A 26,726-nucleotide genomic window follows, 5' to 3' on the forward strand; every position below is an offset into this window, starting at 1 on the left:
GCCCTGGCGCTGGCCAGCGAATCCGCTTACTGAGTCAGCATTTTCGGTCGACATGGCGGGCGTCGCCAGGTGATGGTGCGCTGGTGCGGCGAGGGCTATACTCCGACTTGTTGCGCGATGGATCTTCATTGTCGTCGATCAAGGGAACGGTCCCGCGAACGCGTCGCTGAAAATCGCTGCGAATGGTGGCTTTTCATGGGGGTGGCGAAGATGGGCGTGTTGAATCGTCGTGTCACGTGGGCCGACGGGGATGGTCTGGTGGAGGGCCTAGGCGGTTCTGGTGGGCTACGATGCGGCTTCCTTCCGTGAGGAACCACCCCGCATACTCGCACCCTTCCTCGCGGCATGACCCTGCTGGCAACACGTTGTCCTCCGAACAGGACACCAAGCCTTCGATGATCGACGGGCCGACGGTGCCGGCGATGCCGGTTGTCGACGCTGCGACCCTCCCGATGATGCGGGCGGTAGAGCAGGTAACCCCCGCCTTCTCGGTGTGCATCGCCGTCCGGGACCGGCCCGAGCTCCTGGTGAAGTCTATCCGGAGTGTGCTTGCCGGCACTTTCAGCGACTTCGAGCTCATCGTTGTCGACGACGGCTCGGCGGTTGCCGTACGCGATGGGTTGGCTGCGGCGGGTCTGCTCTCCGACCGTCGGATCCGTGTCGTCCGCCAAAATCCGACGGGGATCAGCGCGGCGCGCAACGCTGCCCTGCGCGTCGCGCGCGGCAGAGTGGTCACCGTGCTCGACTCGGACGACGAGTTGGCACCCGACGGCCTGGCCAAGCTGCACGAATTCCTTGCTCAGACGGGCGCACGTTGGGTCTACACCGACTACGAGGAGATCGTCGGCGACTCGGCAAAGGTGATCAGGCTCCCCTCGTTCCCCGATGCCCGTCGGATGCTCTGGTCCGTGCTGACCCGGCCCCGGCTGCCCTTCAAGCACTCCGGCATGACCATGGACCGCCTGCTGCTGCTTGAGCTCGGCGGGTACGACGAGCAAATGTCGATCAAGGTTGATGTCGAGTTGGTGCTGCGCGCCCTCAGTAACGGGGTGCACCTGCAGCGACTCGACGACCCGATCGTTCGATTCCACCGGCACAGTGGCAGCATCAGCCGGCGGCGCATCGCCGGCCTCCTCGCCTGGCGCAAAATGATCAAGAGGTACATCCGCCCACGTGTTCCGGGCCTCGCGCTGTGCGTCGTGACGGTGCGTGCGGTGAGTGAGCTCGGCAAATGGGCGGTCACCGCCGCCGGGCGGTGACCCACGCGCGGCGAGCCGAAGCGGAGTGGCTCGCCGGACTGACACCATCCACTCAGGACGCTTTGCCTTCTTGGCCCCAGGCCCAGGGACCGAAGCGGGGTTCTGAGGCGGCGAGGCAGGAGTTTCAGGCCCGTTGCGACGCGTCAAAGGAACTGATCGGGCGATAGCAGGAGCACCCGAACCGCCACTAGGCAGGACCTCCTGCCGACGCATAGGGTGCACGTCGCGATCTCCCGACGGGGGCGACATGGGAAAGGAAGGTCGTGTCCGCACAGACGCAATTCCTCACGGCTGTCTCGTCGCAGCAAAGACCGAGTTTCGACCCGGACCTGGGGGTGATCACGCCACCCTCCAACGGCATGCCGCGATCGGTGTTCGCACGTCCGGTCGCGCCTCGGGCCAACTGGCGCCGCCGCTACGTGGCCTGGCTGGTCCTGCTCGACGTCCTCGCGGCCCTGGCCGCCAGCCGGACGGTCGTCACCCTGCTGGCCGACGCCGACGCCGGTTTCTGGGACCAGCGGGTGCTCGGGAACGTCAGTTCCTTCAGCCTCGCGGCCTTCGTCGGCGTTCCGGTGGGCTGGCTGATCATGCTCGTCGCCTCCGGGGCGTATGACCAGCGGGCACTCGGGTTGGGCACCGAAGAACTCAAACGGGTTGCGCGGGCCAGCCTCGCGATGGCCGCCGGTGTCTCGTTCCTGGCGCTCGGCTTCAAGAAGGACCTGTCCCGGGCGACTGTCGCTGCCATCATCGTCTGCCTGCTGCTCTACACGCTGGTGGTTCGGTTCGCCGCACGGGTAGTGCTGCGGCGGATCCGGCGTACCGGGCGGGCATCGCAGAAGGTGCTGCTGGTCGGCCGTCTCGTCGACGCCCTCGCGGTGCACGAGGTGGTGACCCGCAACTACGGGGCCGGGCTGCACCCGGTCGCCATCCACCTGCCACACCATCCCCGTCCGGGCGAGCGGGTGAACGCCCCGGTGCCGGTGTACGTGGGCTGGGACCTGGTGCCGCTGGTCCAACAACTCGGCGCGGACACCATCGCGGTCTGCGGCCCGGCCAGCCTGGAGTCGTACGAGCTTCGCAAGCTCGCCTGGCAGTTGGAGGGCACCGGCCTCAACCTGGTGGTGGTCCCCCAGGTCACCGACGTCACCGGTCCCCGCATCCACGTCCGGCCCATCGAGGGCCTTCCCCTGCTCAACGTGGACGAGCCGACCATCTCCGGTCTCTCGCTGCTGGCCAAGAGCGTGCTGGACCGGGTGACCGCGCTGGTCGGGCTGGTGCTGCTGAGCCCGGTGCTGTTCGCCATCGCGCTGGCCATCAAGATCAACGATCCCGGGCCGGTGATGTTCCGGCAGACCCGCATCGGCCACGAGGGACGCGCCTTCAAGGTCTGGAAGTTCCGGACCATGTACACCGACGCCGAGCAGCGGCTGGCGACCTTGAAAGATCGCAACGAGAGCGACGGCTTGCTCTTCAAGATGAAGGACGACCCCCGGGTCACCCCGATCGGCCGGCACCTGCGGGCGCTCTCCCTGGACGAACTGCCCCAGCTGATCAACGTGCTGCGCGGGCAGATGTCGCTGGTCGGGCCGCGTCCACTGCCCACCGAGGACGACGACTACCGCGGTGACGTCCGTCGGCGGCTGCTGGTGCGGCCGGGCATCACCGGCCTCTGGCAGATCTCCGGCCGCTCCAACCTCACCTGGGACGACGCGGTCCGGCTGGACCTGCACTACGTGGACAACTGGTCGCTGGTGTACGACCTCGCCATCCTCTGGAAGACGGCCAGCGTGGTGCTGGCCCGGCGCGGGGCATACTGACCGACCCGGTCACACCGGGGTTTCCGGAAGGACCACAGACACACAGCGACGGGCGGCGGCCGGGAGGCCGCCGCCCGTCTGTTGTCTCGACTGCCGGCGGGTCCCGCGCCGGCCCCAGGTCACTTCTTGCCGAGGCTGACGATCTCGGCGACCGAGTCCCGGCGGACCGCGTCGTAGAACGTCTTGACTCGGGCGTTGTCGGCCAACACCACGCTCTCCGAGCCGATCCGGCCGGTGCCCTTGGTGGGGCTGGTCACGAAGGTCATGTTCCCGCCGCGAACGCCACGCATCTGCGTCGCCATGTCGAACAGCGACAGCTCCTTGTCCACCGAGACGGAGTTCGAGGTGGCCTTGAGGAAATTGTTCAACTTGCCGGGGTTGGTGAGGATGCCGCCGGAGGAGGCCTTGTCGATGATGGCGCGAATCACCTGCTGCTGGTGGCGGATCCGGGCGAAGTCACCGTCGGCGAACTGCTTGCGCTGGCGGGAGTAGTCCAGAGCCGCCTCACCGTCCATCCGCTGCACACCCTTCTTGAAGGTGCGGAACGGCTCGTGGATCGAGGTGAAGCTCTTCTCCGAGTCGATGTCCACGCCGCCCAGCGCGTCGATGATCTCCTTGAAACCAGCGAAGTCGATCAGCGTCACATGGTCCACCCGGACCCCGGTGAACTTCTCCACCGTCTGCACCATCAGCGGCACCCCACCCCAGGCGTACGCGGCGTTCACCTTGGCGTCCCGGCCACCGTTGTTGCCGTCCGCCGACTTCGGCACCGAAACCCAGGTGTCGCGGGGAATCGAGATCAGCTGGGCGCTCTTCCGGTCCTTCGGCAGGTGCGCCAGGATGATCGTGTCGGTACGCGAGCCGCTCGTCTTCTCCGGGTCGCGGGAGTCGCTGCCCAGAATCATGATGTTCATCGCGCCGTCGACGGCCGCCTGGGGGCGCGACTCCTCGGGCACGCCGTCGAAGGCGTCGACCCGCTCGATACCCGACTCGACCGACCGCAGGTAGAGACCGCCGGCCACCATGCCGCTGCCCCCCAGCACCAGCAAGATCAGCAGGCTGAACAGGGCGATCCGGCGCCAGCGGCGGCGGCGCGGCGGTGCGGCGGCCGGCGGAATGTCCTCGGTCGGTTGAGGCCCGCCGGCGGCGCCGTAACTCGGTTCCGCCCAGTGCTCCGCTGTATGTTCACGACGTGGCATGGGCGCGATGCTACTGAACGTGGTTTCTCAGCGCGTACCCTCGTCCGGACAACATCGTGCGACGTGAGTCCCAAATCGGGCGGCGCACCATCCGCCGTTTCCCTCTGCCGGCGCTCCCGGGGAAGTGGTATGAACCTTCGGTGGACGCAACGAAGCTCCGCCGAGCCATCGCCCGCACCCCGCTCGCACCCGTCGCCGCCTTCCCCAAGCGGTTCGCCCGGGTCGCCCGACACGACGCCAAGGTGCTGCGCGCCTCGGCCCGGTGGCTGGTCACCTCCCGTGAGCATCACAACTACACCTACGAGCTGACCAAGCTGAGCCGCCACCACCTGACCTGGTTCGTCAGCGTCGTCTGCGACATCCCCGTGCAGCAGGTCCGCGCCTACGTCGCCGAGATCGAGTCCGACGACACGCTGCGCCACCACATCGAGCACGCCACCGCCACCGCAGCCCGCCGCGGCCTCGCCGACCGGAAGGTCCGCTACGCCCGACGCGTCGGCTGGTACGCGATCGTCCGGGCCACCCACCCCGCACACGTGGTGGAGACCGGCGTCGACAAGGGGTTGGGCACCTGCGTCCTGGCGTCCGCCCTGTTGCGCAACGCGCAGGAGGGGCACCCCGGCCGGGTCACCTCCCTGGACATCAACCCGGAGGCTGGCTACCTTGCCCGGGTCGCGCCCTGGTCCGAGGTCGTCGACCTGGTGATCGGCGACTCGATCGCCTCGATCGGCGCGCTGGACCGCCCGGTGGACCTGTTCCTGCACGACAGCGACCACAGCCGCGCCCACGAGAAGCGTGAGTTCGACGCCGTGGAGCCCAAGCTCGCCCCCGGCGCGATCCTGCTCACCGACAACGTCACCAGCACCAACGTGCTCGCCGAGCACGCCGAACGCACCGGCCGCCGGTTCCTCGCCTACCGGGAGAGCCCGGTCAACCACTGGTACCCGGGCGACGGGATCGGCGTGGCATGGTGAGCGGGTGCGGCTGACCTCCATTCACACGTACCCGATCAAGGGTTGTCACCGGCTCGACCACGACGGTGCGTTCGTGCACCAGTGGGGGCTGGCCGGCGACCGGCGCTGGATGGTCGTGGACGCCGACGGCGTCGGCGTCACCCAGCGGGACACCACCCGCCTCGTCGGCCTGCGCGCCTCGGTGCGCCCCGGAGGTCTGTCGCTACGCGCCGACGGACAGCCCGACCTCGACGTGCCCGAGCCCGCCGGCGGTGAACCGGTACCGGTGCGCACCTTCCGCAGCCGCGCCTTCCCGGTCCCCGCGCTGCCGGCCGGCCAGCAGGCCGACGACTGGCTCAACGCCCTGCTCGGCCGACCCGTCCGGTTGGTCTGGCTGGCCCAGCCGACCCGCCACCTGGCCGCCGGGACCCGCGAACACGACACCGGTGACCAGGTCAGTTTCGCCGACGCCTACCCGGTGCTGCTGGCGAACACCGCCTCCCTCGACGGCCTCAACGACTGGCTCGCCGAGGCGGGGGAGGAACCGGTGCCGATGACCCGGTTCCGACCCAACCTGGTGGTCAGCGGCGCGCCGGCCTGGGCCGAGGACGACTGGGTCGGTCGGCCACTGCGCATCGGCGACCGACTGTTCCGGGCCGCCGGGCCGTGCGACCGGTGCGTGGTGACCACCACCGACCAGGAGACCGGGGTACGCACGAAGGAGCCGCTGCGCACCCTCGGGCGGCACCGCAACGTCAAACAGAAACTCCTCTTCGGACTCAACCTGGTGCCGCTCGGCAGTGGACCCCTGGCCGTGGGCGCCCCGATCGTCGTCGCGCCCTGACCCCGCCGCCAACCGGCAATCTGCACCCTCTCATCACCGTCCGTCGATGCTGTCTTAGCTTTGGCTTAGCCCGCTTGTCGCTACCCGCCAGAATCCGGCAGCATCGCCGTCGTGCCGGACGGAAGCGTTGTCGACATCACCATCGACCTGGACCATCCCCCAGCGGACCGGCCGGCACCGTCGTCCGGCGCGAAGCCCTGGCTGGTCGCCACCGGCGTCACCGTCCTCGCGGCGACGCTCGGGCTCACCCTCGCCCTACGCTCCGGATCCACCCCGGCCTGCGCCGCCGGCCGGACGCTCGCCGCCGCGCCGCCCACCGGCAACACCACGCACACCGGAAAGGCGACCTTCTACGACTCCAAGGGAGCCGGCGGCAACTGCTCGAACCCCGCCGCCCCGGCCAACCGGCTCTACGTCGCGCTCGGGCCGACGGAATACTCCGCCGGTGCCGCCTGCGGCGGATTCCTCGACGTCGTCGGCCCGAAGGGCACCGTCCGGGTGCTCATCATGGACCAGTGCCCGGAGTGCCAGCCCGGCCACCTCGACCTGTCCCGTGAGGCGTTCGCCCGGATCGCCGACCCGGTCCAGGGCGTCGTTCCGGTCACCTACCGCGCGGTCGTCAACCCGCCGCTGCCCGGACCACTCACCTTCCGGATCAAGGAGGGCGCGTCGCAGTGGTGGTTCGCCGTCCGGGTCGGCAACCACGGCAACCCGCTGCGGTCCGTCGAGGTCCGGCAGAGAGACAGCGACCCCTGGCAGCCGGCCGCAAGGCAGGACTACAACTACTGGTTGATCGCCTCCGGCGTCGGGCCGGGTCCGTTCACCCTCCGGGTCAGCGACGTGTACGGCAACCGGGTCACCGTCGGCGGCATCCGGATGGTCCCGGGCCAGGTGCAGAACAGCACGGTCCGGATGTACGCACCCGGCGGCGCGGCGGCGGCCACCCGGCGTCCCGCCGCGTCGACCCGACCGCCGAGCAACCGACCCGCCGCCACGCCGACGCCGACCCGTCGCCCGGTCGAGGTCGCGAAGGCCAGCCCGCCGGCCACCGACGCCCCGATCACCAGTTCGGCCCAGGCGAACGCCCGTCGGTGCGCCGGCTGACCACTCAGTCGGCCACAGCCAGATCGAGCCACATCAGGATCTCGTCCCGGTCGTCATCGGGGGCCACCCGCAACGCGCCCGGCAGCCTGCCGATCTCCCGATACCCGAGGCGGGCGTAGAACCTGTCCAACCCCAGCCCGTCGCGCACCGTGACATGCAGCGCCTCGTGGCCGAACGCCCTGCCCAGCCGGGCCGCCTCCGTCATCAGCGCCGCGCCGTAGCCGGCGCCCTGGGTGTCCGGGTGGACCATCACCCGCTTCACCACACACCAGTGCGCCTTGAGCGGGAACCGGTTGTCGCTGAAGATCAGCATCGCCGCCAGCCGGTCACCGGCGTAGCCAACCAGCAGCCGGTCCGGCCCGTCGGTGATGCCGGCGAAGGTCGGCTCGGCGATGACGTGCACGTCGGCGGCGCTGACCGGTGGCACGAAACCGACGGCGCCGCCGGCGTTGCTGACGTCCACCCAGAGGTCGACGATCTCGGCGCGCAGCTGCGGGGTCAGGTCGGGGTCGAGGACGAAGCGCAGACTCACGCCCGCCATCCTGACCCCACGACCAGGCTTGCAACCCCCGACAGTGACGCGCCCGACAGCCCGTGCAATGCGTTGATTTGTGCGGGAGAGGGGATTCGAACCCCTACGCCCTTTCGGACAATAGGACCTAAACCTATCGCGGCTGCCGTTACGCCACTCCCGCCAACCCGCTGAGTCTAGAACGTCTCGCTCCGACGGTGTTGAGCCCGGCCTCCTTGAGAATCGTCGAGATCGTGCCGTGACTTACCTTGCACGGCCCGTCAGGCAGGTTGCGGAGGATCCCCGACAGCCGCTTCGGCCCGGCATCCGGATTGGCCAGCGCCTGTTCGATCACCGTGTCGCGATGAGCCCTTGAACGCCAACTGCGGTCCGGGCGCGGTGTCAGCACGCCTTCCTGCTCAAGGCTGCGCCGAACCTCGTACAGGTATGCCGGGTGGCAGCCCAGGTGTCGTGCGGCATCGAGGGCTGTCATCTGTTGCGCGTCGACTCGACCGAACAGGTCGAGGAGTTCTCCCCGCGTTGCTGGTTTGCGGTCGGAACCCGCTGCCTCGTACGAGTGCTCCTCGCTGCCTGCCGCCGTTCCCACGGGAACGGTGAGGTCACGGGCCCGGTTCCGCCGGCCGGCGTAGGTGGCGGTCTGGCTGTGGCAGTTCGGGCAGAGGAGCCGAAGATTCGGTGGCCGGTTGTCGAGGAAGTTCCCGTTGATGTGGTCGACGTGCAGGATGAGCGGCGCGCCTCGCCACACCGGGCCGATCCCACACTCCTCGCACTCCTCCGGTACGCCGAGTGTGCCCAGCGCCCACTTCAGTCGCACGCCCGGCGTCCGGCGGGACCCTTCGGTCAGCATCACCAGAAGCTGGGCTGAGGTGGTGCGCCGTTGACCACTGCGGCCCTTGTTGTGTGCCTGCCTGGTGAAGTGTGACGTGTCGATGCCAAACCGCTTGAGCTGGCGGCTGATGTGTGCGTGCGAGCCGCCGCTGACGCGTACGCCGAGCAGCCGCATCACCTCGGTGATGTTGCGGGCGGCGGCGGCAGCAGCGGCGGCCAGCGCTTCGGCGTGTACTTGTATCGAACCACTGACGGACCGTAGCGAACCGGTACGACAGGTCAGTCCAGGCCGAGGTCGCGGCGGAGTTTGGCGACGTGCCCGGTGGCCTTGACGTTGTAGAGCGCCCGTTCGATCTTGCCGTCGGCGTCGATCACGAAGGTAGAGCGGATCACGCCGGTGACGGTCTTGCCGTACAGCTGCTTCTCGCCGTACGCGCCGTAGGCGATCAGCACCGCCTTGTCCGGGTCCGACACCAGCGGGAAGGTGATCGCGTCGCGCTCGCGGAACTTCGCCAGCTTCTCCGGCTTGTCCGGGGAGATGCCGATGACCTCGTAGCCGGCGGCCTGGAGCGAGGCGAGCGAGTCGCGGAAGTCGCAGGCCTGCTTGGTGCAGCCGGGGGTCATCGCGGCCGGGTAGGCGTACAGGACGACCTTGCGGCCTCGCAGGTCGCTGAGGGAGAGCTGGTCGCCGGTGTCGGTGCCGAGGGTGAACTCGGGGGCGGGGTCACCGGGGGAGAGGCGGTCGGGCGCGGTCATGGCCCCGACCCTACCGCCGTGCCGGGGGGTGCCGCGCCGGCGACCAGCAGCAGGCGGTCGGGAAAACCTGACCTGGAAAGGTGATCAAGCCCATGCCTTGTTGCCAGAGTCTGGCAACAACGAGGCTTGGGAAATAGGCTGACCCCTGCCGGCCCGGTCGGGTCCGCTCAGGCGTGGGAGGTCGCGTGGAGACACTGGCGATGCACATCTCGAACGGGATCATCGACGGTCCCGTGGCAGCGGTCTTCGCTGCGCTCTCTCTGGCCGCGCTCACCGTCTGCGTTCTGCGCGGCCGACGCGACCTGGACGACCGACTGGCCCCGATGGCCGGCCTGGTGGCGGCGTTCATCTTCGCCGTCCAGATGCTCAACTTCCCGATCTTCACGGCCGGTGTCAGCGGGCACCTGCTCGGCGGCGCACTCGCCGCCATGCTGGTCGGCCCGTGGGTCGGCGCGCTCTGTGTGGCAGTGGTGCTCGTCGTGCAGGCGCTGATCTTCGGCGACGGCGGCGTGGCGATGCTCGGCCTCAACATCACGAACATGGCGTTGCTCGGCACCGCCGCTGCGTACGCGCTGATCGCGCTGCTGTTGCGGGTGCTGCCCCGCACGCGGGCCGGCCTGGCCGTGACCGCGTTCGTCGCCGCGATGCTCAGCGTGGTCGTCGCCTCGCAGGGCTTCGTCCTGCAGTACTGGCTCGGCGGCACCACCGACCTCGGCGGCAACCTGGCCGGGCTGGCCGGCACAATGGCCGGCGTCCACCTGCTCATCGGCATCGGCGAGGGCCTGATCACGGCGACCACCGTGCTCACCGTCGCGAAGGTGCGCCCCGACCTGGTGTACGCGTTGCGTTCCCTGCGTACGCCCGCTGTCCCCGTCGTCCCGGTCGCCGGAGGTGTCCGATGAAGAACCGCTCCTGGGCCTTCCTGGCCGGCGGCCTGCTGGTCGCCCTGCTGCTCGCCGGTGTGGTCAGCAACTACGCCTCGTCCCACCCGGACGGGTTGGACTCGTCACTGCTCAAGGGCTGCACCGTCGACGCCGACGACACCATCGTCGGCGGGAGCTGCCCGGCGCAGCAGGCCCGCGACCACGAGTTGGCCGACAGCCCGCTCGCCGACTACGGCGTCCGCGGCGTGCAGAACAGCTTCGTCTCCACCGGCCTGTCCGGGGTGCTCGGTGTGCTGGTGACCTTCGCGATCGGCGCCGGCGGGTTCTGGCTGCTCCGCCGCCGGGGCACCACGCCGACCGACGGTGCCGCGCCGACGTCCACGCCCACCGACGATGAGGCGACGGTGCCTACGCCCACCGACGGTGACGCGACGGCGTCGCGCGCCGGCACGGCCAGCTGAGCAGGGGTACGCGGATGGGTGCCGGTCACGGGCACGTGCTGTACCGCGAGTCGGACTCGCCGGTGCACCGGCTCCCGCCCGAGGTCAAGATCGTGGCGATGGTGGTTTTCACCATCGCCGTGGTGGCCACCCCGCGCGAGGCGTTCTGGGCCTTCGGCGCGTACGCGGTGCTGGTGGCCGTGGTGGCGGCGCTGGCCCGGGTGGGGCCACGGTGGTTGCTCAGCCGAGCGTTGATCGAGCTGCCGTTCGTGCTGTTCGCCGTGGCCCTGCCGTTCCTCGGCAGCGGCGACCGGGTCGAGGTGCTGGGTCTGCGGCTGTCCGAGGACGGGCTGCACGGCGCGTGGAACATTCTGGCCAAGGGCACCCTGGGGGTGCTCGCCTCGCTGCTGCTCGCGGCGACCACCACCACCCGGGATCTGATCGTGGGGCTGGACCGGCTGCACTGCCCGCAGGTGCTCACCCAGATCGCCACGTTCATGCTGCGCTACCTGGACGTGTTGGTGGGCGAGGCGCGGCGGATGCGGGTGGCCCGGATCTCCCGGGGCGACGACCCGCGCTTCCTGTGGCAGTTGCGTGGCTTCGCCGCCGGGATCGGGGCGTTGTTCCTGCGCGCCTTCGAGCGCGGCGAGCGGGTCTATCTGGCGATGCTGTCCCGGGGTTACACCGGGCGGATGCCGGCCGTGTGGCAGGGCGAGGGTGCGGCGAGCGCCGGTCAGTGGCTGGTCGCGGCTACCGTGCCGGTGGTGGCGGCCTCCATCGCCGCCACCGCCGTCGTCCTGTCATGATCGGTGTCGTGCAGACCGCTGTCTCGCTGGACGTTCGGGGTGTCCGCTACGCGTACCCGGACGGGCACGTCGCCCTGCAGGGGGTTGACCTGGTCGTGCCGCGCGGCGACCGGGTGGCGCTGCTCGGGCCCAACGGCGCCGGCAAGACCACGCTGGTGCTGCACCTCAACGGCATCCTCAGCCCGACCGAGGGGAGCGTGAGCGTCGGCGGGCTGACTGTGACACCGGATCGGGCCACCCTGGCCGAGGTGCGTCGCCGGGTGGGCATCGTCTTCCAGGACCCGGACGACCAGTTGTTCCTGCCCACGGTGGCGGAGGACGTGGCGTTCGGGCCGGCGAACCTGGGTCTGCGGGGGGCCGAGTTGGCCGCCCGGGTGGACGAGGCCCTCGCCGCGGTGGGGATGGGTGAGCACCGGGACCGGGCCCCGCAGCACCTGTCGTTCGGGCAGCGCCGCCGGGTGGCGGTGGCCACGGTGCTCGCCATGCACCCGGAGATCCTGGTGCTCGACGAGCCGTCGTCGAACCTGGACCCGGCGGCCCGTCGTGAGCTGGCCGAGATCCTGCGCGGCCTGCCGGTGACCCTGCTGATGGTCACGCACGACCTGCCGTACGCGGCGGAGCTGTGTGAGCGCTCGGTGATCCTGGACGGCGGCCGGATCGTCGCCGACGCCCCCACCAACACCCTGCTCAACGATCCCACCCTGCTGGCACGGCACCGCCTGGAACTGCCCTACGGGTTCACCCCGCAGCCGTAGACCCACTCTCGGCGGGCTCGACCCGCGCTGCGGCCGCAGTGTCGCGGGAGGCGGCGTGCAGGCGCAGGATGCCGGCGGCTGTCGCGCCGGCGCCGGTGATCAGGAAGAGCGCCACCAGCACGCGGGCGGTTGTCGGCGGCCAGGGAACCGGGGCGATGGCGCGGGCGAACACGGCGGCGTTCGCCGCTCCGGCGAAGAGCGCCAGGCAGGCCCCGGCGAGCGCGACCACGAAGTCGGCGGCCGGGCGGCGGCGTAGCGCGTACCAGCCGGCGGCGATCGCGCCGAGGCCGGTGAGCAGGGACCAGATCTGCCCGGACAGCAGCCCGACCAGCACCCCGCCCACGCCCTGGGCGCCGGCGTCCAACTCGCGTCCCACCGGGTAGCCGACGGCCAGCGCGCCGCCGACCATCAGCAGCACGCCCAGCGCGGACAGCGCGCGGGCGCCGGCCGGGCCGGCGGCGGGGAGCAGGCCGAGCGCGCCCACCGCGAGCAGTCCCACGATGGTCACCGCCCACCAGGTGTACGCGTCCGGTGGCGGCACCCAGTCCAGCGTGCCGCCGATCGCCACCGGGTCGGTGCCGTCGCGCAGCGGGATGCTCCAGTTCCGGACCCGGTGTTCGCGCTCCGGTGCGGCGCGGACGGCGGCCGGTGGAGCGGACTCCTGCCACAGCGCGCGCTGGTCGTGCCATCGTGCCGTGGTGCCGTCGGCGATCCGCCGCCAGACCGGTGCGGCGGCCGGGTCGGCCTCGGCCGGGAGCGCGGTCTCCCCGGTGATGGTGCTGTTGAGGTACGTGGCGGGGGAGTGGCTGTTCTCGAAGACCCCGTCCGGGCCGACGCGCAGGTAGGGCTCGCCGGAGTAGCCGATGACCTCGATGGTGCGGCCGGTGTGGTTGGTCAGCTCCAGTCGGGCACCCGCCTCGATGACGCGTACCTCAAGTCCTGGCCGCGCCGGTGCGACGCCGGTGGTCCGGGTGCGGTAGTCGGTGCCGTCCGGGGCGTCCGCGCCGTGCGCGGCGGCGGGCGCCGCGCTGATCACTGTCGCCAGGCCGGCTGCGGCCGCGACCAGGCCGGCGCGGCCCAGCAGGGTACGGATCACTTGCCGGCCGCCGCCACGGCTGCGGTGAGCGCGTCCGGGGTGGGGTTCTCGACGGGCTGGCCGTTGACCCTGACGGTCGGCGTGCCGGTGACCTTGTTCCGGCCGGCGTCGTCGGTGACGTGTTCGGTCCACGTCCGGTACGTCTGGTCCTTCACGCAGGTGCCGAAGGAGCCCCGGTCGAGGCCCACGCTGGTGCCGATGTCGATCAGCTGGTCATCGGTGAGCCCGGCGCTGCCCTCGGGTGGTTGCTGGGCGAAGAGCGCCTTGGCGTACTCGTGGTACTTGCCGCCGGCCGCGGCGCAGCCGGAGGCGGCCGAGGAGCGGGTGGAGTACTCGGTGGTGGAGAAGCGGTTGAGGAACGCGACCGGGTGGTAGACGACAGTCGCCTTGTTCTCGGCCACCAGCTGTTCGAGCGTCGACCCGCTGGTCTGCTCGAACTGCTTGCAGGCCGGGCAGAGGAAGTCCTCGTAGACGTCGACGGTGACCGGGCCGTTGCCGGTGACGATGCCGGTGCCGGCGCTGTTGGCGCCGGGCGGGGTGGTGAAGTCGTCGGAGCGCTGGTTGGACCAGACGGCCCAGCCGACGACGCCGGCGATGACCAGGACGACGACTGCGGCGGCGGAGACCCAGATCGTGCGGCGGCGACGCCGTTCGCGGGCCAGTTGCTCGCGGACCACCCGGGCGGCGTCCCGCTGCCCCTTGCGACTACTCATCCTCGTCCTCCACAACGGGTTCGCCGGACAACCACCCGTCCACCGATACCGGCGTACGCGGCCAGATCAGCAGAAATCCGGCTAGAACCAAGAATCCCAGGTCCCGGAGGATCTCCGGGAGGTAACTGGGTGCCTGCCCGGCCGCCAGCTGCCCGCCGCTGCCGAAGCAGCCGCAGTCGATGGCCAGCCCCCGCGACCAGGCCGAGGCGATCCCCGCGATGAAGACCACCAGCAGCGCGGCGGAGACCCCGGCGACGAGCCGGGTGGCCAGCCCGAGCAGCAGCAGCACGCCCAGTGCCAGCTCGACGAAGGGCAGGGCCGCGCCGATCACTGTCGCCACGTCGTACGGCAGCACCTGGTAGGCGTTGACCGCCCGTCCGGAGGCGGCGAGATCGCTGACCTTCGACGCGCCGGCGACCAACCAGACGGCGGCGAGGCCGAGTCGGGCGGCGATGCCGAGCCAGGGGCGGACCACTGGCCACCGGCCGCCCCGGGTGGAAGGTGTCACGCTCATTTGTCGTCCCGTCCGCGCCGGAAGTTCCACTGTCAGCCGGTCAGGGCGTCGCCGACCGCCTCGACCAGGTCGTCGCGGGCCCGGGCGACCCGGGAACGGATGGTGCCCACCGGCACCCCTTCGACGGCGGCGGCCTCGGCGTACGACAGGCCGAGCAGTTGGGTGAGCACGAACGCGGAGCGCCGCTCGGGGCCGAGGCGGCGGACCAGGTCGGCGGCGCCGAGCTGGCCGGCCGGGTCCGGGTGCGGTCGGTCGGTGTACGCGTTCGCCGCCAGGCGCTCGTCGAGCCGCCGACGTCGGATGACCGTGCGCAGGTGGTCGGCGCAGGCCCGCCGGGCGATGCCGAGCAGCCAGGTGCGCGCGCTGGAGCGACCCTCGAACGCGGGCAGCGCCCGAAACGCCCGCAGGTAGGTCTCCTGGGTCAGGTCGTCGGCGCTGTCCGGGTCGACCAGGGCGGCGGCGAACCGCCAGACGTCGGCCTGGGTCAGCCGGACGAACGCCGCCTGGGCGGTGGGGTCACCGTCGCGGGCGGTCAACGCCCACCCGGTTGCCGGGTCCCGGGCGACGTCGTCGACCGGGACCGCCGGACCGGCGGCACCGGAGTCACGCGGGACAGGGATCACGACACACCAGGTTACGCGGCACCGGGCGACGCGTCAGGGTCGTTCGGCCCTTGGATGGTCTGCGCCACGTCGGGAACTTTTCCCCGACCCGGGCCGACTACCCGTTCATGACGTGCGATCTCCGACGCGGCCACCCCCCTCGGGTCGCCGAACGGGACACCGATCGGCGACCATGGCCGGCATGACTGTCGCCCCCCGCCGCTGGGCCGCCCGGCTGGCCGCCGTCGCCGGCCTCCTGGTCACCGTCGTCGCCTTGTTGATCGCGCCAGCCACCTCCGCCAGCGCCCACGCGGTGCTGCAGAGCAGCAGTCCGGCTGCCTCATCCGTCGTGCCGAGCGGGCCGTCCGAGGTGGTCCTCACGTTCAGTGAGTCGGTCCGCAAGGTGCCCGGCAAGATCCGGGTCATCGCGCCGGACGGGTCCCGGGCCGACCGGGGGGAACCGTCGTTCAGCGGCGGCGTGGTGACCATCCCGGTGGACCCGGGCGGCGCGCGCGGCACCTATCTGGTCAGCTTCCGGGTGATCTCTGCCGACAGTCACCCGGTCTCCGGGGCGTTCACCTACTCGGTCGGCGCCGCCTCGACCCCGCCCGTCGACTCCGGCACGGACAGCCGCGCGAACCCGGTGGTGGGGACGGCGGTGAAGGTGGCCCGTTTCCTCGGCTACGCGGGTCTGGTGCTGCTGGTCGGGCCGGCGCTGGTGCTCGCCGCGCTCTGGCCGCGCCGGCTCTCCCGGCGGGGGCCGACCCGGCTGGCCTGGACCGGCCTCGGTCTGGTGGCCTTCGCCACCCTCGCCGACCTGTGGTTGCAGGTGCCCTACACCGCCGGCGGTGGTCTCTTCGACGTCACCGGTGAGGGGTTCGGCAGTGTCTTCGGCAGCGCCTTCGGCGCCGCCCACCTGGTCCGGCTCGGCCTGCTGGCGGCGTCGGTCTTCCTGCTCCGCCCGCTGCTGGCCCGGCCCGCCGGCCGGGCGGACGCGATCATCCTGGCCGTGCTCGGCGGTGCCGCCCTGCTGACCTGGCCGCTGGCCGGGCACCCGGCGGCCTCCCCGGCGCCGGCGGTGTCGGTGGTGGTCGACGCGGTCCACCTGGGCAGCATGGCGGTCTGGCTGGGCGGTCTGCTCATGCTCGCCGTCTTCCTGCTGCGTCAGGCCGACGAACGGGAGTTGGGCGCGATCCTGCCGATCTGGTCGCGCTGGGCGGCGCTCGCCGTCTCGGCGCTGCTGCTCGCCGGCACCGTCCAGGCGCTGATCGAGGTGGCCACCCCGCGGGCGCTGATCGACACCACGTACGGGCGTCTGCTGCTCGCCAAGATCGGGCTGTTCGCGATTGTCATCGCCGTGGCCGCGTACTCCCGGCAGTTGGTGCGCAGCCGGGTCGCGGCGCAACGCCCGGTGCCGGTGCGCCGGGCGGTCCTGGTGGAGTTGGCAGTCACCGTGGTGGTGCTGGCGGTGTCCGCCACGCTCGTGCAGACCACGCCCGCCCGCACCGCCGTGGCCGGCCCGGCCGCCGGGTCCGAGTCCGGCTTCTTCAGCACCAGGCTGGACAACCCGCTGGTGTCCGTCGAGGTCGAGGTGAGCCCGGCCGAGCGGGGCAACAACTCGGTGCACCTGTACGCGTACGACAAGAGCAACCAGCCACTGCTGGTAGCGGAGTGGAAGGCGACAGTCGCGCTGCCCTCGGCCGGGATCGAGCCGATCGAGGTGCCGTTGCTGCGGTTGACGGACAGTCACGCCTACGGCGACATCAGCCTGCCGACCGCCGGCGAGTGGCAATTGAAGGTCACCGCCCGAACGACCGACATCGACCAGGCCACGGTGACCGCCACCGTGCCCATCCGTTAGAGAGGTTCGCGAAACCCATGACCCGATTCCGGCGCACCGCAACCGCCGCTGCCGCCCTGGCGTTCACCGCCGCCGCCACCGCTGTGCTCGGCTTCGCCGGGCCGGCGTCCGCGCACGTCACGGTGAACCCGAAGGAGGCGACCCAGGGCGGCTACGCCCGGGTGGCGTTCCGGGTGCCGAACGAGAGCGACACCGCGTCGACCACCAAGCTGGAGGTCGTGTTGCCGGAGAACGCCCCGGTCGGCTCGGTGTCGACGATGCCGGTGCCCGGCTGGACGGTCACCACGGAGAAGCGCAAGGTGGACCCGCCGATCGAGGTGCACGGCAGTCAGCTCACCGAGGCGGTCTCCAAGATCACCTGGACGGCTTCCGGTGACGCGGGGGTGAAGCCGGGGCAGTTCCAGGAGTTCCCGGTGTCGCTGGGGCCGCTGCCGCAGGTCGACTCGATGATCTTCAAGACCCTGCAGACCTACTCGGACGGCAACATCTCGCGCTGGATCGACGAACCGGTGGCTGCGGGTGCCGAGGAGCCGGAGCACCCGGCTCCGGTGCTCACCCTGGCCGCCGCGGCCGCGCCGGCGGGCTCGGCCTCGCCGAGCACCGCCGTCGCGATGCCCGACGTTGATGACGACGACGGCAACGGGCTCGCTGTCGGCCTCGGTGTGGCCGGTCTCGTCGCCGGCCTCGCCGGCCTGGTGCTGGGTGGGCTGGCGTTCACGCGGACGCGCCGGGAGCCGGTCGCCAAGGCTTGACCCCTGTCCCAACCGCTGGCCCGCCGGATCATCCGGCGGGCCAGCGTGCTTTCCGCAGTCGGAGTCGGCCGTGCCGTGGATATCCCCTGATCAGGCGGGTTGCGTCGGTAAGGTCGGCCGGGTATTTGGCTACGGAGGGGGACGGTGCGGATGCGGTTCGTGCGGGCGATCGCCGGGATGCTGCTGTTGGTTGTGGGAATTCCGGCGCTGTTCGCCGGTGGCGGGCTGTGGCTGGTGACCCGACACGCCGACCCCGGCGGGGTCTTCGCCGCCCGCTTCGAAACGGTCCGCACGCCCGGTCACGCGGTGGTGGTCACCGACCTCGACCGGCTGCTGCGACAGGAGGCGCCCTTCGCGCGTACCGCGCAGGCCCGGCTGCACCTGGACGCCCGCACCACCGGCGGGCCGGCGTTCGTCGGGCTGGCGCCCACCGCCGAGGTGCGTGGCTGGCTGGCGGCGGTGCCGCACGCCACGGTCCGCCGGGTGGCGCTGGCCCGGGGGCCGCTGCCGGTCCGGCTCGACCCGGCCGGACCGGCCATCGACACCCCGCGCACGGACCCGCCGGGCACCGCGACGGCCGACGGGCTGGTCACGCCGCTGGGTCGGCCCTTCTGGGTACGCGAGGGAATCGGCTCGCTGGAGTGGAGCGCTGACGACCTCGCCGGCGAACCCATGAGCCTGGTGGTGATGCGCCCCGACGGCGGTGCCGACCTGGCCCTGGACCTGCGCGCGGAGTTGCAGGTCGGGTGGACCGGTCCGGCCGCCTGGGGCCTGCTGGCGGTCGGCGTGCTGCTGGTGGTGGGCGCGGTGCTGCTCCTGCTGCGACCGCTGCGCCCACGCGAGGTGATCTTCGTGGTCGAGCCGGACCAGGTGCCGGTGCTCGCCGGCCGCCTCGGGGTCACGTCGCTCAGTGGCCTGGGCCCCCGGAAACCCGAGCCGGCCGAGCCGTTGCCGGTACGTCAGCTCACCCCGGTCGGTGCCGGGGCGGCGGAGCGGTCCCGGTCGGCGATCGGTGCCCGCCCGGCCACCCTCGCCGACCTTGACGAGCCGGAACGGCTGCCCCGTCCGCCGGAGGTGACGCTGAGCCTCGCCTGGCCGCCGGCCGACGCGGAGGAGCCCACGGCCCGACCGGTGGTGGCCCCACCGGCCGACGGCCGGCCCGATGGCGATCCGGCCGGCTGACGGCCCGGCTGGTGGCCGGGCCTCGCCGGGTGGCGTTGCCCTGCGGGTGGCGGCCCGGCCGCTGGCGATCTTGGCGGGCGGCCGGGCGCGGCGGGTGGAACGGCGAGTGGCCCTCCGCGCTGCCGACGCGGAGGGCCACTCTCACCGGGGGATCGGTGCTACCCGAGCGACGCTTGAGGTAGATGAGGACAGGTTAGCGCCGATCATGGCTACTCGGGAGGTCTGTCCAATTGGTGCGATTTTCCGCACGCAGCCTCGACCGCACCGGCAGCGCGACCAGCAGCAGCAGGCTGAGCAGCACGTACGTGTTCTGCAGGAGGAAGTCCAACGGGTCACGGGTGCGGACCGGCGCCACACCCCAGGCCTGGAACGTCACCACGCCGTAGATGGTCAGGGCGGTGATGGCCACCGCGAGGGCGGCCAGCCACCGACGTCGGCGCACCTCGTCGGGGCGGTTGGCGCTCAACGCCGCGTCGGCGAGCAGCACCACCGCCGGCACGAACCAGTAGATGTGGTGGGTCCAGGTGATCGGGCTCGCCAGGGAGCCGACCAACCCGGTCAACGTCAGGCCGGTCAACGGGTCACCGGCCCGGGCCGCGCGGGCGGCCCGCCACAGCCCGTAGCCGGCGACCACGGCGACCAGCAGCAGCCAGAGCAGCCGGTCCGGCTTCTCCGGGGCGGTGAACCGGCTGAGCAGGCCGAACAGCGACTGGTTGCCGACGATGTCGGTGCGCCCCACCCGCTCGGTGGTCCACAGCTCGTGGGTCCAGAACCGCCACGAGTCGCGCGGGGCGATCGCCGCCGCCAGCAGTGTCGCCGCCGCAGCGGTCGCGCTCGCCACCGCGGCGGCCCGCCACCGGCGGGTGACCAGCAGATACACGATGAAGATGCCGGGGAAGATCTTGAGCGCCGTCGCCAGCCCCACGCCCACCCCGGCCCAGCGTCGCGCCCGCGGCACCGCGAACAGTAGATCGGCCAGGATCAACACGACCAGCAACATGTTGATCTGGCCGAAGGTGATCGTCTCCCGGATGCCCTCCACCGCCAGCACCAGCAGGACGGCGGTGACCAGGGTGAACGTTCGGGGCAGGCCGTGTCGGTCGATCACCGGCATCACCAGCCACCGGGTGGTCAGCACCACTGCCAACACTGTCAACGCCGTGAAGATCGCCACGGTCGCGCCGAGCCGCAGCAGACCGAACGGCCACAGCAGCAGCGCGCTGAAGGGCGGGTAGGTGAAGTACAGCTCGCCCTGCACCCGGTCGGGTTGCACGTAGTCGTAGAGCGGGTGGCCGACCCGCCACCAGTCCATCGCTGACATGTAGATCTTGAGATCGAAGAAGTTGTGCACGAGGCCGGGCAGGTAGAGCGCTGGCAGCACGGCGCTGAGCGCCACCACCGCGACCAGGCGACGGACCGTACGACCGCCGGGATCGTCTTCGGTGACGGCGGGCGGCGCGACGGGTTCTGCTGGCACGCAGAAACCCTAGCGGGCCGGTCCGCCGAGAGCGCGCAGCCACAGGGCGTGGGCTGCGCGTAGGCTGTGCCGGTGGCTGATCTCCTCGTCTGGATCGACTGTGAGATGACCGGGTTGGACCTCGGCAGGGACAAACTGATCGAGGTTGCGGCACTGGTCACCGATCCCGACCTCAACGTGCTGGGTGACGGTGTCGACGTGGTTATCCACGCCGACGAGGCGGCGCTGGAGGGGATGCCGGAGATCGTGCAGACGATGCACGCCAAGTCCGGCCTCACCGAAGAGGTCCGCCGCTCGGCGGTGACTCTCGCCGAAGCCGAGGACCTGGTCCTGGAGTACGTCCGCGGCTTCGTGAAGGACCCGCGTACCGCCCCGCTGTGTGGCAACTCGATCGCCACCGACCGGGGCTTCATCGCCCGGGACATGCCCCACCTCGACGCGCACCTGCACTACCGGATGATCGACGTGTCGTCGATCAAGGAACTCTGCCGTCGCTGGTACCCACGGGTGTACTTCGGCCAGCCGCAGAAGGGTCTCGCGCACCGGGCGCTGGCCGACATCCGGGAGAGCATCCGGGAGTTGGAGTACTACCGGCGCACCGTCTTCGTCCCGCTGCCCGGCCCGGATGTCGAGACCGCCAAGGCCATCGCCGCCGAACTCTGACCCCGCCGGCGCCGACCGGCAACCCGCTGGACGTGCCTGGCTGTGGTGTGGCTATTATTGGTCCGCACCCCGCCCGGAGCGATCGACCGGGCGACGGCGGCATGGTGGCTGTAGCTCAGTTGGCAGAGCACCGGGTTGTGGTCCCGGTTGTCGTGGGTTCAATTCCCATCAGTCACCCCACTGGTTTCACCGCTCAGGCCCCCTCTTCGGAGGGGGCCTGAGCCGTTTTAGGGGCAGACACGAGAAAGCCCCCTCCGCGGAGGGGGCTTTCTCGTCAGGTGGCTCAGGCGGTCGGCGTGGCGGACGGGGTGCTCGTCGCGTCCGGGCTCGGGGTGGTGGTGTCCGGGTCGGCCGGGGGCTCGTACGGAATGGCACTGCCCTTGACGTACTCGTCCCAGCTCATGTTCCAGTCGGTCCAGCCGTTGCCGTTCTGCAGCTTGCGCTCGGTGCCCTTGACGGTGATCGGGTCGCCGATCTGGGTGTTCTTGAACAGCCAGTCGCCGTTGGCCATCGACACGTTCACGCAGCCGTGTGACACGTTCACGCTGCCCTGCTGCCCCTCGGACCAGGGTGCCGCGTGGATGAACTCGCCGCCCCAGGTGAGGCGCTGCGCGAAGTCAATCTTGGTGCGGTAGCCCTCCTCCGGGCCCAGCTCCTCGAACGTGTCGAAGACCGTCTTGCGCAGCTTCTCGATCACGACCATGGTGCCGCTGGACGACGGGGTGCTCTTCTTGCCCAGGCTGACCGGGATGGTCTTGATCACCGAGCCGTTGCGGGTCACCGTCATCCGCTTGGTCTTGTTGTCGACAGTCATGACCACCGCCGCGCCGATCTTGACGTCCACCGAGAGGTCGGCGCGGCCGTACCAACCCGCCCCCATCGGCAGGCCACCCGCCTGCACCCGGTAGGAGACAGTGCTGTTGGGCTTCCAGAACTCCTTCGGCCGGTACCGGATCTCGGTGGGGCTGACCCAGTGCCAGATCCCCTCCTGCGCCGGGGTCGAGGTGACTGTCATCCGGCGCTGCACGTCGTCGCGGTAGTCCTCCGGGATGTTCCGGCTGAACTTCACGATCAGCGGCATGCCCACTCCGACCACCTGGTTGTCACCGAGGAAGCTGCTCACCCGAACCTGGTTGCCGGGCTTGGTCATGGTGGTGAAGGTGCTGGTCGCGGTGGCCGGACGCCCGTCGTCACCGGTGGCGGTCACTGTCGCCGTGTAGCTCGTGCCGTACGCCAGCGCGCCGGCCGGCAGCCACGACGTGCCGTCCTTGGCGAGGGTGCCCTCGACCGCCTTGCCGGTGGAGTCCTTCAGCTCGACAGCGGTCTCCACGGCGTCCTTGGTGGTGAACGTGATGCCGGTGGACGCCGGTACGTCCTTGGCGTCGGCCGCCGGCTCACTGATCGTCGCCGCGGCCTTCGGTGCCGGGTTCTCGCCGCCGCCGTGCCACGAGGACGGCTTGCCGCCGTCACCGTTGGTGCAGGCGGAGGTGAAGGCCAGCGCCACGGCGAGAAGCCCCGCCGCGAACACGCGGCGTCGCCCACCGGGCCTGATCAGCTGGTCCTGGCTAGCTCGCATGTTTTCCCTCACAGTCGTGGTCGCTGCCCCATCGTCTCCTATTGACGCGCCAGAGCCGGCCCCGGTTGCCGAGGGTGAACCGAAACACGCCATCAATAGTGTCCGAATTCTGCTACTATTCGGCGTTTCGTGAGCCTGGTTCGTCTTCGTGTGGGGATCGTGGGGTCGCCGCGCCGCCCTCGCGCGGCGGGAGTGCAAGGGTACGCCGGCCCCGCCAACGACGGAGCCGGCGCAACGAGCCGACGCCTCAGATCGCCGGACCGGCTCCACCACTGGGCACCGACAACGCGCTGCCCTTGATGAACTCCGACCAGCTCAGGCTCCACGCCGTCCAACCGTTGCCGGCGGCGATCCTGCGCTCGGTCCCCTTGATCGTGATCGGGTCACCGATCCGGGTCTTGTCGAACAACCACCGGGCGTTCGCCATCGACACGTTCACGCAGCCGTGCGAGACGTTCTGCCGCCCCTGCACGTGCTCCGACCAGGGCGCGGCGTGGATGTACTCGCCACCCCAGGTGAGCCGCTGGGCGAACTGAATGTCGGTCACGTAACGGTTGGCGGGGTCCGGGTCGTCCCGGGTGTCGAAGACGGTGGCTTCCTTCTTCTCCATCACCACCATCGTGCCGCTCGACGACGGCGTGCTCTTCTTGCCCAGGCTCACCGGGATGGTGCGCACCGGCGCGCCGTTCTCGTACACCGTCATCTTCTTGTTGGCGTTGTCGACCTTCATCTCGAACGACCGGCCGATCTTGGCGGTGGCCTTGCGGTCGATGTCGCCGTACCGGCCGTTGCTCAGCGGCATGCCGGCCAGGGCGATCCGCACGGTGATGGTGGTGCCGGGCTTCCAGTACTCGGGGGCCCGGTAGTAGGCCTGCGTGCCGTTGCTGACCCAGTGCCAGGCACCCGGCTGCGGCGGGTCGGTCTTGACGAACATCCGCTTCTGCACCGCCGCGCGGTCCTTCTTCGGGATGCCCGGGTGGAACTCGGTGACCACGGGCATGGCCACCCCGTAGCTCTTGTCGTCGAAGAGGTACAGGCCCGAACCGATCGTCGACTTCGGCTTGGCCATCGTGGTGAAGCTGCTGGTGCCCTGGCTGCTCGTGCCGTCCGACGCGCTCGCCGTCACCGTGGCCGTGTAGCGGGTGCCCCACTTCAACGGCGCGGACGGCACCCAGGACGAACCATCGGTACGCAGCTTGCCCTCGACCGAGCCGCCACCATCCGCCGTCAGGGTCACCGCGGACACCTTCCCGCCGCCCGGGAGCTTCGCGCTGATCTCCGTGCTGACCGGCCGGTTCTTCGTGCCGTCGGCCGGGCTCAGGGTGAGCGGCGGGCCGCTCGGAGCGCTCGGTGCCGACGGCGCGGCTGAACCAGGGGCGGCACTCGCGTCCGAGGACGCCCCACCAACGAATTCCGGCTTCTTCTCGTCGCCGCCGCACCCGGCCAGTGCCAGCGACGCCGCCAGGGCCAGAGCGCCCACCACCGCCCCGGCTCGCGTGAACCGTGCCATGCCCACCTCTGTTCTCGCGTACCTGGCGGACATCGTGCCGCATCGCCGCCGCAACCCACGCCCCGATCTTGGCGGCGATGGTCGGTTTGGTGCTTTTTGCCGGCAAAGCTCGACCGAAGGGGGGACCCGGGTAACCGAATTGGAGCCCGCTCGGGAGGGGTGCTAATGTTCTCTCCGTTGCCGACGAGCGCCGCTAGCTCAACTGGCAGAGCAGCGGACTCTTAATCCGCGGGTTCGGGGTTCGAGTCCCTGGCGGCGCACCAACGAGCAAGGCCCTGAACTGGCAGATCTCTGCCGGTCGGGGCCTTTTTCGTGTCCCGGTCCGCTGCTGTCAGGCGGCGAGCACGCCAGGAGCGGGGTACGGCTCGCGGAGCGTGAACGCCGCTGCCGAGGGGCCGTCGCGGCCCAATAGGTCGAGTCGCTCGGCCGCCTCGCCGACGGTCGGCAGGACGCCGGTGGGGAGCCACCACAGCACCAGGTGCGGCCCGTCGAGGGGGACAAACCACTCCCGGCGCCGACGCATCGGCTCCAGGTGCACCGTCCGGTACACGAAGGCGCTCAGCGATTCGACCGACTGCCACACCGTCAGGTTGACGATGACGTCCGTTCCGAAGGGTCGCAGCGCGGTCGCGTCGCCGGACTCGTCCTGAAGTCGCCAGACGAAGCCGGGCGAGTCGTCGGCGAGGCCGTTGATCTCGGGCAGCCGGGCGACGAAGTCGGCAAGCTCGGGGCTGTCGAGCGGAGCGCGCAGCCGGGCGATGTTCAGTTGCGCGAGGTGATGTTCGGTCATGTGGCCAAGCTACCGTCTATGTCAATCCTCATTGTCTTTAGAGTGGACCGTCACGCAGCACCCGGTCGGTTCCGGGTCGAGCCGCACGACATGACCCTCACCCAGCACGCCTTCAAGCAACGCATGATTCAACCCGCAGACCAGCCCGGCATGGGACTGGGCCACCACGTCAAACGGGCAGTTGCGTAGCCGGATCGTCCGGTCGGCGTCCTCGAACGGCTCGTAGCCCAGCTCCACAAGGCGCGGCATTGCCGCACCCCCGGCGAGCTTCGCGCCCTGCTCACGGGCAGCCGCGTAGGCCGCCGGCTCCGCGCCGACCCGCTCGATCGCGCTCGCCAACATGCCGGCCAGCAGCCGGTAGTCGCGGGGCGGCAGCACGACTGCGTGCTCCACGGATGACCGGCGGTACAGCTTCGCCGGCCGCCCGGCCCCCGGCCCGCCGACGCGCGCTGCGAAGGTCACCTCCAATAGGCCGGCCGAGGCCAGCTTGTCCAGATGAAACGCTGCGAGGGTACGCCCGATGGCCACCGCCTCGGCCACCTCGTTGCGGCTCACCGGCTCCGCTCGCGCGACCACATACTCGTACACCGTCCGACGTACCTGCTCCCGCAGCGCACCGATCGCCTCCAACGACATGGCTCCGACGCTACCCGCCGGCTGGTCCTCCGCCCTCCCGAGCGAGACAGCCCCGCCGCCCGTCCGTGCGACGTGGCCTGATCTCGTCCCGTTGCCGGGAGGTGGGAAGCGACCCGGTATGGTGCTCACCGTTGTCAGCGAGCGCCGCTAGCTCAACTGGCAGAGCAGCGGACTCTTAATCCGCGGGTTCGGGGTTCGAGTCCCTGGCGGCGCACCAACGAGCAAGGCCCTGACCTGGTGGTTCACACCGGGTCGGGGCCTTTCGCGTACGGCCGTGTTGCCGCGAATCTTCATGTCCGGCATCCGCTGTCCCGGCTCAGGGCGTAGCGGGCAACCCGGCGCGGCACAGTTCCAGAGCGTCTCGAGCACCGCGCAGGGCTGCGATCACATTGGGCGAGGGCCGCACGTGCACTTCAGGAAGATCGAGGCCGGTCGAGCGGTCGGTGATCGGGTAGGCCAGTTGCTCACTTCCGAGCCGGAACTGGGCGTCGATGCCGATGCGGTTGCCGCGCGGGTCCTGGCGATGCCAGCGGCCCGCGAGGTATACGGCAACGAGGCCGTGCAGGAAGGGCTCTCTCCCGTCGGTCAGCTGTTGATAGCACAACCCGGCCGGAACGCCGGCGGCCCGGGCCACGGCCACCAGCAGGTGCGACTTGGCATAGCAGAGGCCGACGCCGGCGCTGAGCACCTCGCCGGCGGTGACGGTGATCCGCGGATCCTGGGCGTCCACGGAGTGCCGGATCCGGTCACGAACCCATTCGAAGGCGGCCCGCGTGAAGTCGACGTCGTCCGGGTACGCCGCGCGGAGTTCACCAGCTAACGCCCGCACTGCCGGGTGGTCCACCTCGACGACCGTGTCACCGCCCAGATACCCCATCGGTTCGCCCGCGACCAGTTGCACAGCTGTCCTTTCCCCGCCGCCTGTCGGATCGAGGCTGCTCCATCGCGCCATGACCCATCGCGTACGGTGACGGTCCCATCTCACCGCAGCCATGCTCGGCCTGTCACCCTCATTACCGGACACGGCTGCGGCTGCCGATGGCACTGATGGTGTCGGCCCTCTCTGAATGCCCTGCCCGATTACGCGCCGCCCCAGACCACAATTTGTGATCGATCACGACGCTCACGAGCCGGCCACGGGTCGGGTCTACAACCACGATGCTGGATCCGAGGCAGG

The 26,726-nt window shown here is 70.6% G+C and carries 26 protein-coding genes, 4 tRNA genes and 1 pseudogene; 16 read left to right on the plus strand and 15 right to left on the minus strand.

Translation table 11 applies throughout. The features are described 5' to 3' along the window. Window positions 1-395 precede the first annotated feature (395 nt). Window positions 396-1,259 carry a glycosyltransferase gene (locus QCZ28_RS14655; RefSeq protein ID WP_279517178.1) on the plus strand — a complete coding sequence of 288 codons (864 nt, stop codon included), beginning with the start codon at window positions 396-398 and terminating at the stop codon, window positions 1,257-1,259. A gap of 359 nt (window positions 1,260-1,618) precedes the next feature. Next, the gene (locus QCZ28_RS14660; RefSeq protein ID WP_279517179.1) at window positions 1,619-3,076 is read left to right on the plus strand and encodes a sugar transferase; all 1,458 of its coding nucleotides are present in this window, start codon (window positions 1,619-1,621) and stop codon (window positions 3,074-3,076) included. A 119-nt stretch (window positions 3,077-3,195) separates the two neighbouring features. Here the strand turns inward: QCZ28_RS14660 and QCZ28_RS14665 are convergent, their stop codons facing one another. Next, window positions 3,196-4,275 (minus strand): LCP family protein, encoded by a 1,080-nt coding sequence (locus QCZ28_RS14665; protein WP_279517180.1) that lies wholly within the window; start codon window positions 4,273-4,275, stop codon window positions 3,196-3,198. A gap of 140 nt (window positions 4,276-4,415) precedes the next feature. On the opposite strand from QCZ28_RS14665, the gene QCZ28_RS14670 reads away from it, so the two are divergent. The 3 genes from QCZ28_RS14670 to QCZ28_RS14680 all read left to right on the plus strand — a co-directional run bounded on the left by QCZ28_RS14670 (window position 4,416) and on the right by QCZ28_RS14680 (window position 7,176). Continuing rightward, the gene (locus QCZ28_RS14670; protein WP_279517181.1) at window positions 4,416-5,249 is read left to right on the plus strand and encodes a class I SAM-dependent methyltransferase; all 834 of its coding nucleotides are present in this window, start codon (window positions 4,416-4,418) and stop codon (window positions 5,247-5,249) included. A 4-nt stretch (window positions 5,250-5,253) separates the two neighbouring features. After that, window positions 5,254-6,072, plus strand: coding sequence for an MOSC N-terminal beta barrel domain-containing protein (locus QCZ28_RS14675; protein WP_279517182.1), 819 nt, complete (start codon window positions 5,254-5,256; stop codon window positions 6,070-6,072). A gap of 111 nt (window positions 6,073-6,183) precedes the next feature. After that, window positions 6,184-7,176 (plus strand): expansin EXLX1 family cellulose-binding protein, encoded by a 993-nt coding sequence (locus QCZ28_RS14680; RefSeq protein ID WP_279517183.1) that lies wholly within the window; start codon window positions 6,184-6,186, stop codon window positions 7,174-7,176. Between the two features lie 4 nt (window positions 7,177-7,180). Here the strand turns inward: QCZ28_RS14680 and QCZ28_RS14685 are convergent, their stop codons facing one another. From QCZ28_RS14685 to bcp, 4 genes are all read right to left on the minus strand, one after another. Next, entirely contained in the window at window positions 7,181-7,708 is a 528-nt protein-coding gene (locus QCZ28_RS14685) for a GNAT family N-acetyltransferase (RefSeq protein ID WP_279517184.1), read from the minus strand. 80 nt (window positions 7,709-7,788) lie between these two features. Next, window positions 7,789-7,871 (minus strand) — tRNA-Leu (locus QCZ28_RS14690). Next, window positions 7,857-8,714, minus strand: coding sequence for an HNH endonuclease (locus QCZ28_RS14695; RefSeq protein WP_279517185.1), 858 nt, complete (start codon window positions 8,712-8,714; stop codon window positions 7,857-7,859). The genes QCZ28_RS14690 and QCZ28_RS14695 overlap by 15 nt, the downstream gene beginning before the upstream one ends. A 101-nt stretch (window positions 8,715-8,815) precedes the next feature. Then, window positions 8,816-9,292 (minus strand): thioredoxin-dependent thiol peroxidase, encoded by a 477-nt coding sequence (gene bcp, locus QCZ28_RS14700; RefSeq protein ID WP_210859345.1) that lies wholly within the window; start codon window positions 9,290-9,292, stop codon window positions 8,816-8,818. Window positions 9,293-9,477: 185 nt separating this feature from the next. On the opposite strand from bcp, the gene QCZ28_RS14705 reads away from it, so the two are divergent. From QCZ28_RS14705 to QCZ28_RS14720, 4 genes are read left to right on the plus strand one after another with little or no spacing between them, the layout of a single operon-like run. Beyond that, entirely contained in the window at window positions 9,478-10,194 is a 717-nt protein-coding gene (locus QCZ28_RS14705; protein WP_279517186.1) for an energy-coupling factor ABC transporter permease, read from the plus strand. Continuing rightward, entirely contained in the window at window positions 10,191-10,637 is a 447-nt protein-coding gene (locus QCZ28_RS14710; protein WP_279517187.1) for a PDGLE domain-containing protein, read from the plus strand. Before QCZ28_RS14705 ends, QCZ28_RS14710 begins: the two co-directional genes overlap by 4 nt. Window positions 10,638-10,651: 14 nt before the next feature. Further along, the gene (gene cbiQ, locus QCZ28_RS14715; RefSeq protein ID WP_210859349.1) at window positions 10,652-11,422 is read left to right on the plus strand and encodes a cobalt ECF transporter T component CbiQ; all 771 of its coding nucleotides are present in this window, start codon (window positions 10,652-10,654) and stop codon (window positions 11,420-11,422) included. Continuing rightward, window positions 11,419-12,177, plus strand: a complete 759-nt coding sequence (locus QCZ28_RS14720; RefSeq protein WP_030331215.1) for an ABC transporter ATP-binding protein — start codon at window positions 11,419-11,421, stop codon at window positions 12,175-12,177. Before cbiQ ends, QCZ28_RS14720 begins: the two co-directional genes overlap by 4 nt. Here the strand turns inward: QCZ28_RS14720 and QCZ28_RS14725 are convergent. The 4 genes from QCZ28_RS14725 to QCZ28_RS14740 are packed head-to-tail and all read right to left on the minus strand — an operon-like array spanning window position 12,161 to window position 15,123. Then, window positions 12,161-13,273, minus strand: coding sequence for a hypothetical protein (locus QCZ28_RS14725; protein WP_279517188.1), 1,113 nt, complete (start codon window positions 13,271-13,273; stop codon window positions 12,161-12,163). The genes QCZ28_RS14720 and QCZ28_RS14725 overlap by 17 nt on opposite strands. After that, on the minus strand, window positions 13,270-13,986 hold the full coding sequence (locus QCZ28_RS14730; protein WP_279517189.1) for a thioredoxin domain-containing protein: 717 nt from the start codon (window positions 13,984-13,986) through the stop codon (window positions 13,270-13,272). Before QCZ28_RS14730 ends, QCZ28_RS14725 begins: the two co-directional genes overlap by 4 nt. After that, window positions 13,979-14,500, minus strand: a complete 522-nt coding sequence (locus QCZ28_RS14735; RefSeq protein ID WP_030331212.1) for a MauE/DoxX family redox-associated membrane protein — start codon at window positions 14,498-14,500, stop codon at window positions 13,979-13,981. The genes QCZ28_RS14730 and QCZ28_RS14735 overlap by 8 nt, the downstream gene beginning before the upstream one ends. Window positions 14,501-14,532: 32 nt before the next feature. Further along, complete coding sequence (locus QCZ28_RS14740; RefSeq protein WP_279517190.1) at window positions 14,533-15,123, minus strand: sigma-70 family RNA polymerase sigma factor; 591 nt, start codon at window positions 15,121-15,123, stop codon at window positions 14,533-14,535. A 172-nt stretch (window positions 15,124-15,295) separates the two neighbouring features. On the opposite strand from QCZ28_RS14740, the gene QCZ28_RS14745 reads away from it, so the two are divergent. From QCZ28_RS14745 to QCZ28_RS14755, 3 genes and pseudogenes are all read left to right on the plus strand, one after another. Next, window positions 15,296-16,963, plus strand: coding sequence for a copper resistance protein CopC (locus tag QCZ28_RS14745; protein WP_279517191.1), 1,668 nt, complete (start codon window positions 15,296-15,298; stop codon window positions 16,961-16,963). A 17-nt stretch (window positions 16,964-16,980) separates the two neighbouring features. Beyond that, the gene (locus QCZ28_RS14750; protein WP_279517192.1) at window positions 16,981-17,715 is read left to right on the plus strand and encodes a YcnI family protein; all 735 of its coding nucleotides are present in this window, start codon (window positions 16,981-16,983) and stop codon (window positions 17,713-17,715) included. A 702-nt stretch (window positions 17,716-18,417) separates the two neighbouring features. Continuing rightward, window positions 18,418-18,636: pseudogene (locus QCZ28_RS14755) on the plus strand (hypothetical protein); the annotation flags it as partial. A gap of 454 nt (window positions 18,637-19,090) precedes the next feature. Here QCZ28_RS14755 and QCZ28_RS14760 read toward each other — a convergent pair. After that, window positions 19,091-20,374, minus strand: a complete 1,284-nt coding sequence (locus QCZ28_RS14760; RefSeq protein WP_279517193.1) for a glycosyltransferase 87 family protein — start codon at window positions 20,372-20,374, stop codon at window positions 19,091-19,093. A 66-nt stretch (window positions 20,375-20,440) separates the two neighbouring features. Between QCZ28_RS14760 and orn the strand changes: the two genes are divergently transcribed. Both orn and QCZ28_RS14770 read left to right on the plus strand, forming a co-directional pair. Beyond that, a complete protein-coding gene (gene orn, locus QCZ28_RS14765; protein WP_279517194.1) occupies window positions 20,441-21,037 on the plus strand; it encodes an oligoribonuclease in 597 nt (198 codons plus the stop codon). Between the two features lie 104 nt (window positions 21,038-21,141). Then, window positions 21,142-21,217, plus strand: a tRNA-His gene (locus QCZ28_RS14770). Between the two features lie 103 nt (window positions 21,218-21,320). On the opposite strand, the gene QCZ28_RS14775 is transcribed toward QCZ28_RS14770, so the two are convergent. Both QCZ28_RS14775 and QCZ28_RS14780 read right to left on the minus strand, forming a co-directional pair. Continuing rightward, complete coding sequence (locus QCZ28_RS14775) at window positions 21,321-22,613, minus strand: Ig-like domain-containing protein (protein ID WP_279517195.1); 1,293 nt, start codon at window positions 22,611-22,613, stop codon at window positions 21,321-21,323. A gap of 247 nt (window positions 22,614-22,860) precedes the next feature. Then, a complete protein-coding gene (locus tag QCZ28_RS14780) occupies window positions 22,861-24,123 on the minus strand; it encodes an Ig-like domain-containing protein (protein WP_279517196.1) in 1,263 nt (420 codons plus the stop codon). 187 nt (window positions 24,124-24,310) lie between these two features. Here QCZ28_RS14780 and QCZ28_RS14785 point away from each other — a divergent pair. Then, window positions 24,311-24,386: transfer RNA gene (locus QCZ28_RS14785), tRNA-Lys, on the plus strand. Window positions 24,387-24,454: 68 nt separating this feature from the next. Here QCZ28_RS14785 and QCZ28_RS14790 read toward each other — a convergent pair. Further along, the gene (locus QCZ28_RS14790; RefSeq protein WP_279517197.1) at window positions 24,455-24,913 is read right to left on the minus strand and encodes a DUF3291 domain-containing protein; all 459 of its coding nucleotides are present in this window, start codon (window positions 24,911-24,913) and stop codon (window positions 24,455-24,457) included. Between the two features lie 21 nt (window positions 24,914-24,934). Beyond that, complete coding sequence (locus tag QCZ28_RS14795; protein WP_279517198.1) at window positions 24,935-25,549, minus strand: helix-turn-helix domain-containing protein; 615 nt, start codon at window positions 25,547-25,549, stop codon at window positions 24,935-24,937. A 141-nt stretch (window positions 25,550-25,690) separates the two neighbouring features. Between QCZ28_RS14795 and QCZ28_RS14800 the strand changes: the two genes are divergently transcribed. Next, a tRNA-Lys gene (locus QCZ28_RS14800) sits at window positions 25,691-25,766 on the plus strand. Window positions 25,767-25,865: 99 nt separating this feature from the next. Here QCZ28_RS14800 and QCZ28_RS14805 read toward each other — a convergent pair. Further along, window positions 25,866-26,450: a transglutaminase family protein gene (locus QCZ28_RS14805; RefSeq protein ID WP_279517199.1), complete on the minus strand. Its 585-nt coding sequence runs from the start codon at window positions 26,448-26,450 to the stop codon at window positions 25,866-25,868. Window positions 26,451-26,726 lie beyond the last annotated feature (276 nt).

The organism is Micromonospora sp. DH14 (assembly GCF_029809455.1).
Classification (GTDB): Bacteria; Actinomycetota; Actinomycetes; order Mycobacteriales; family Micromonosporaceae; genus Micromonospora; species Micromonospora parva.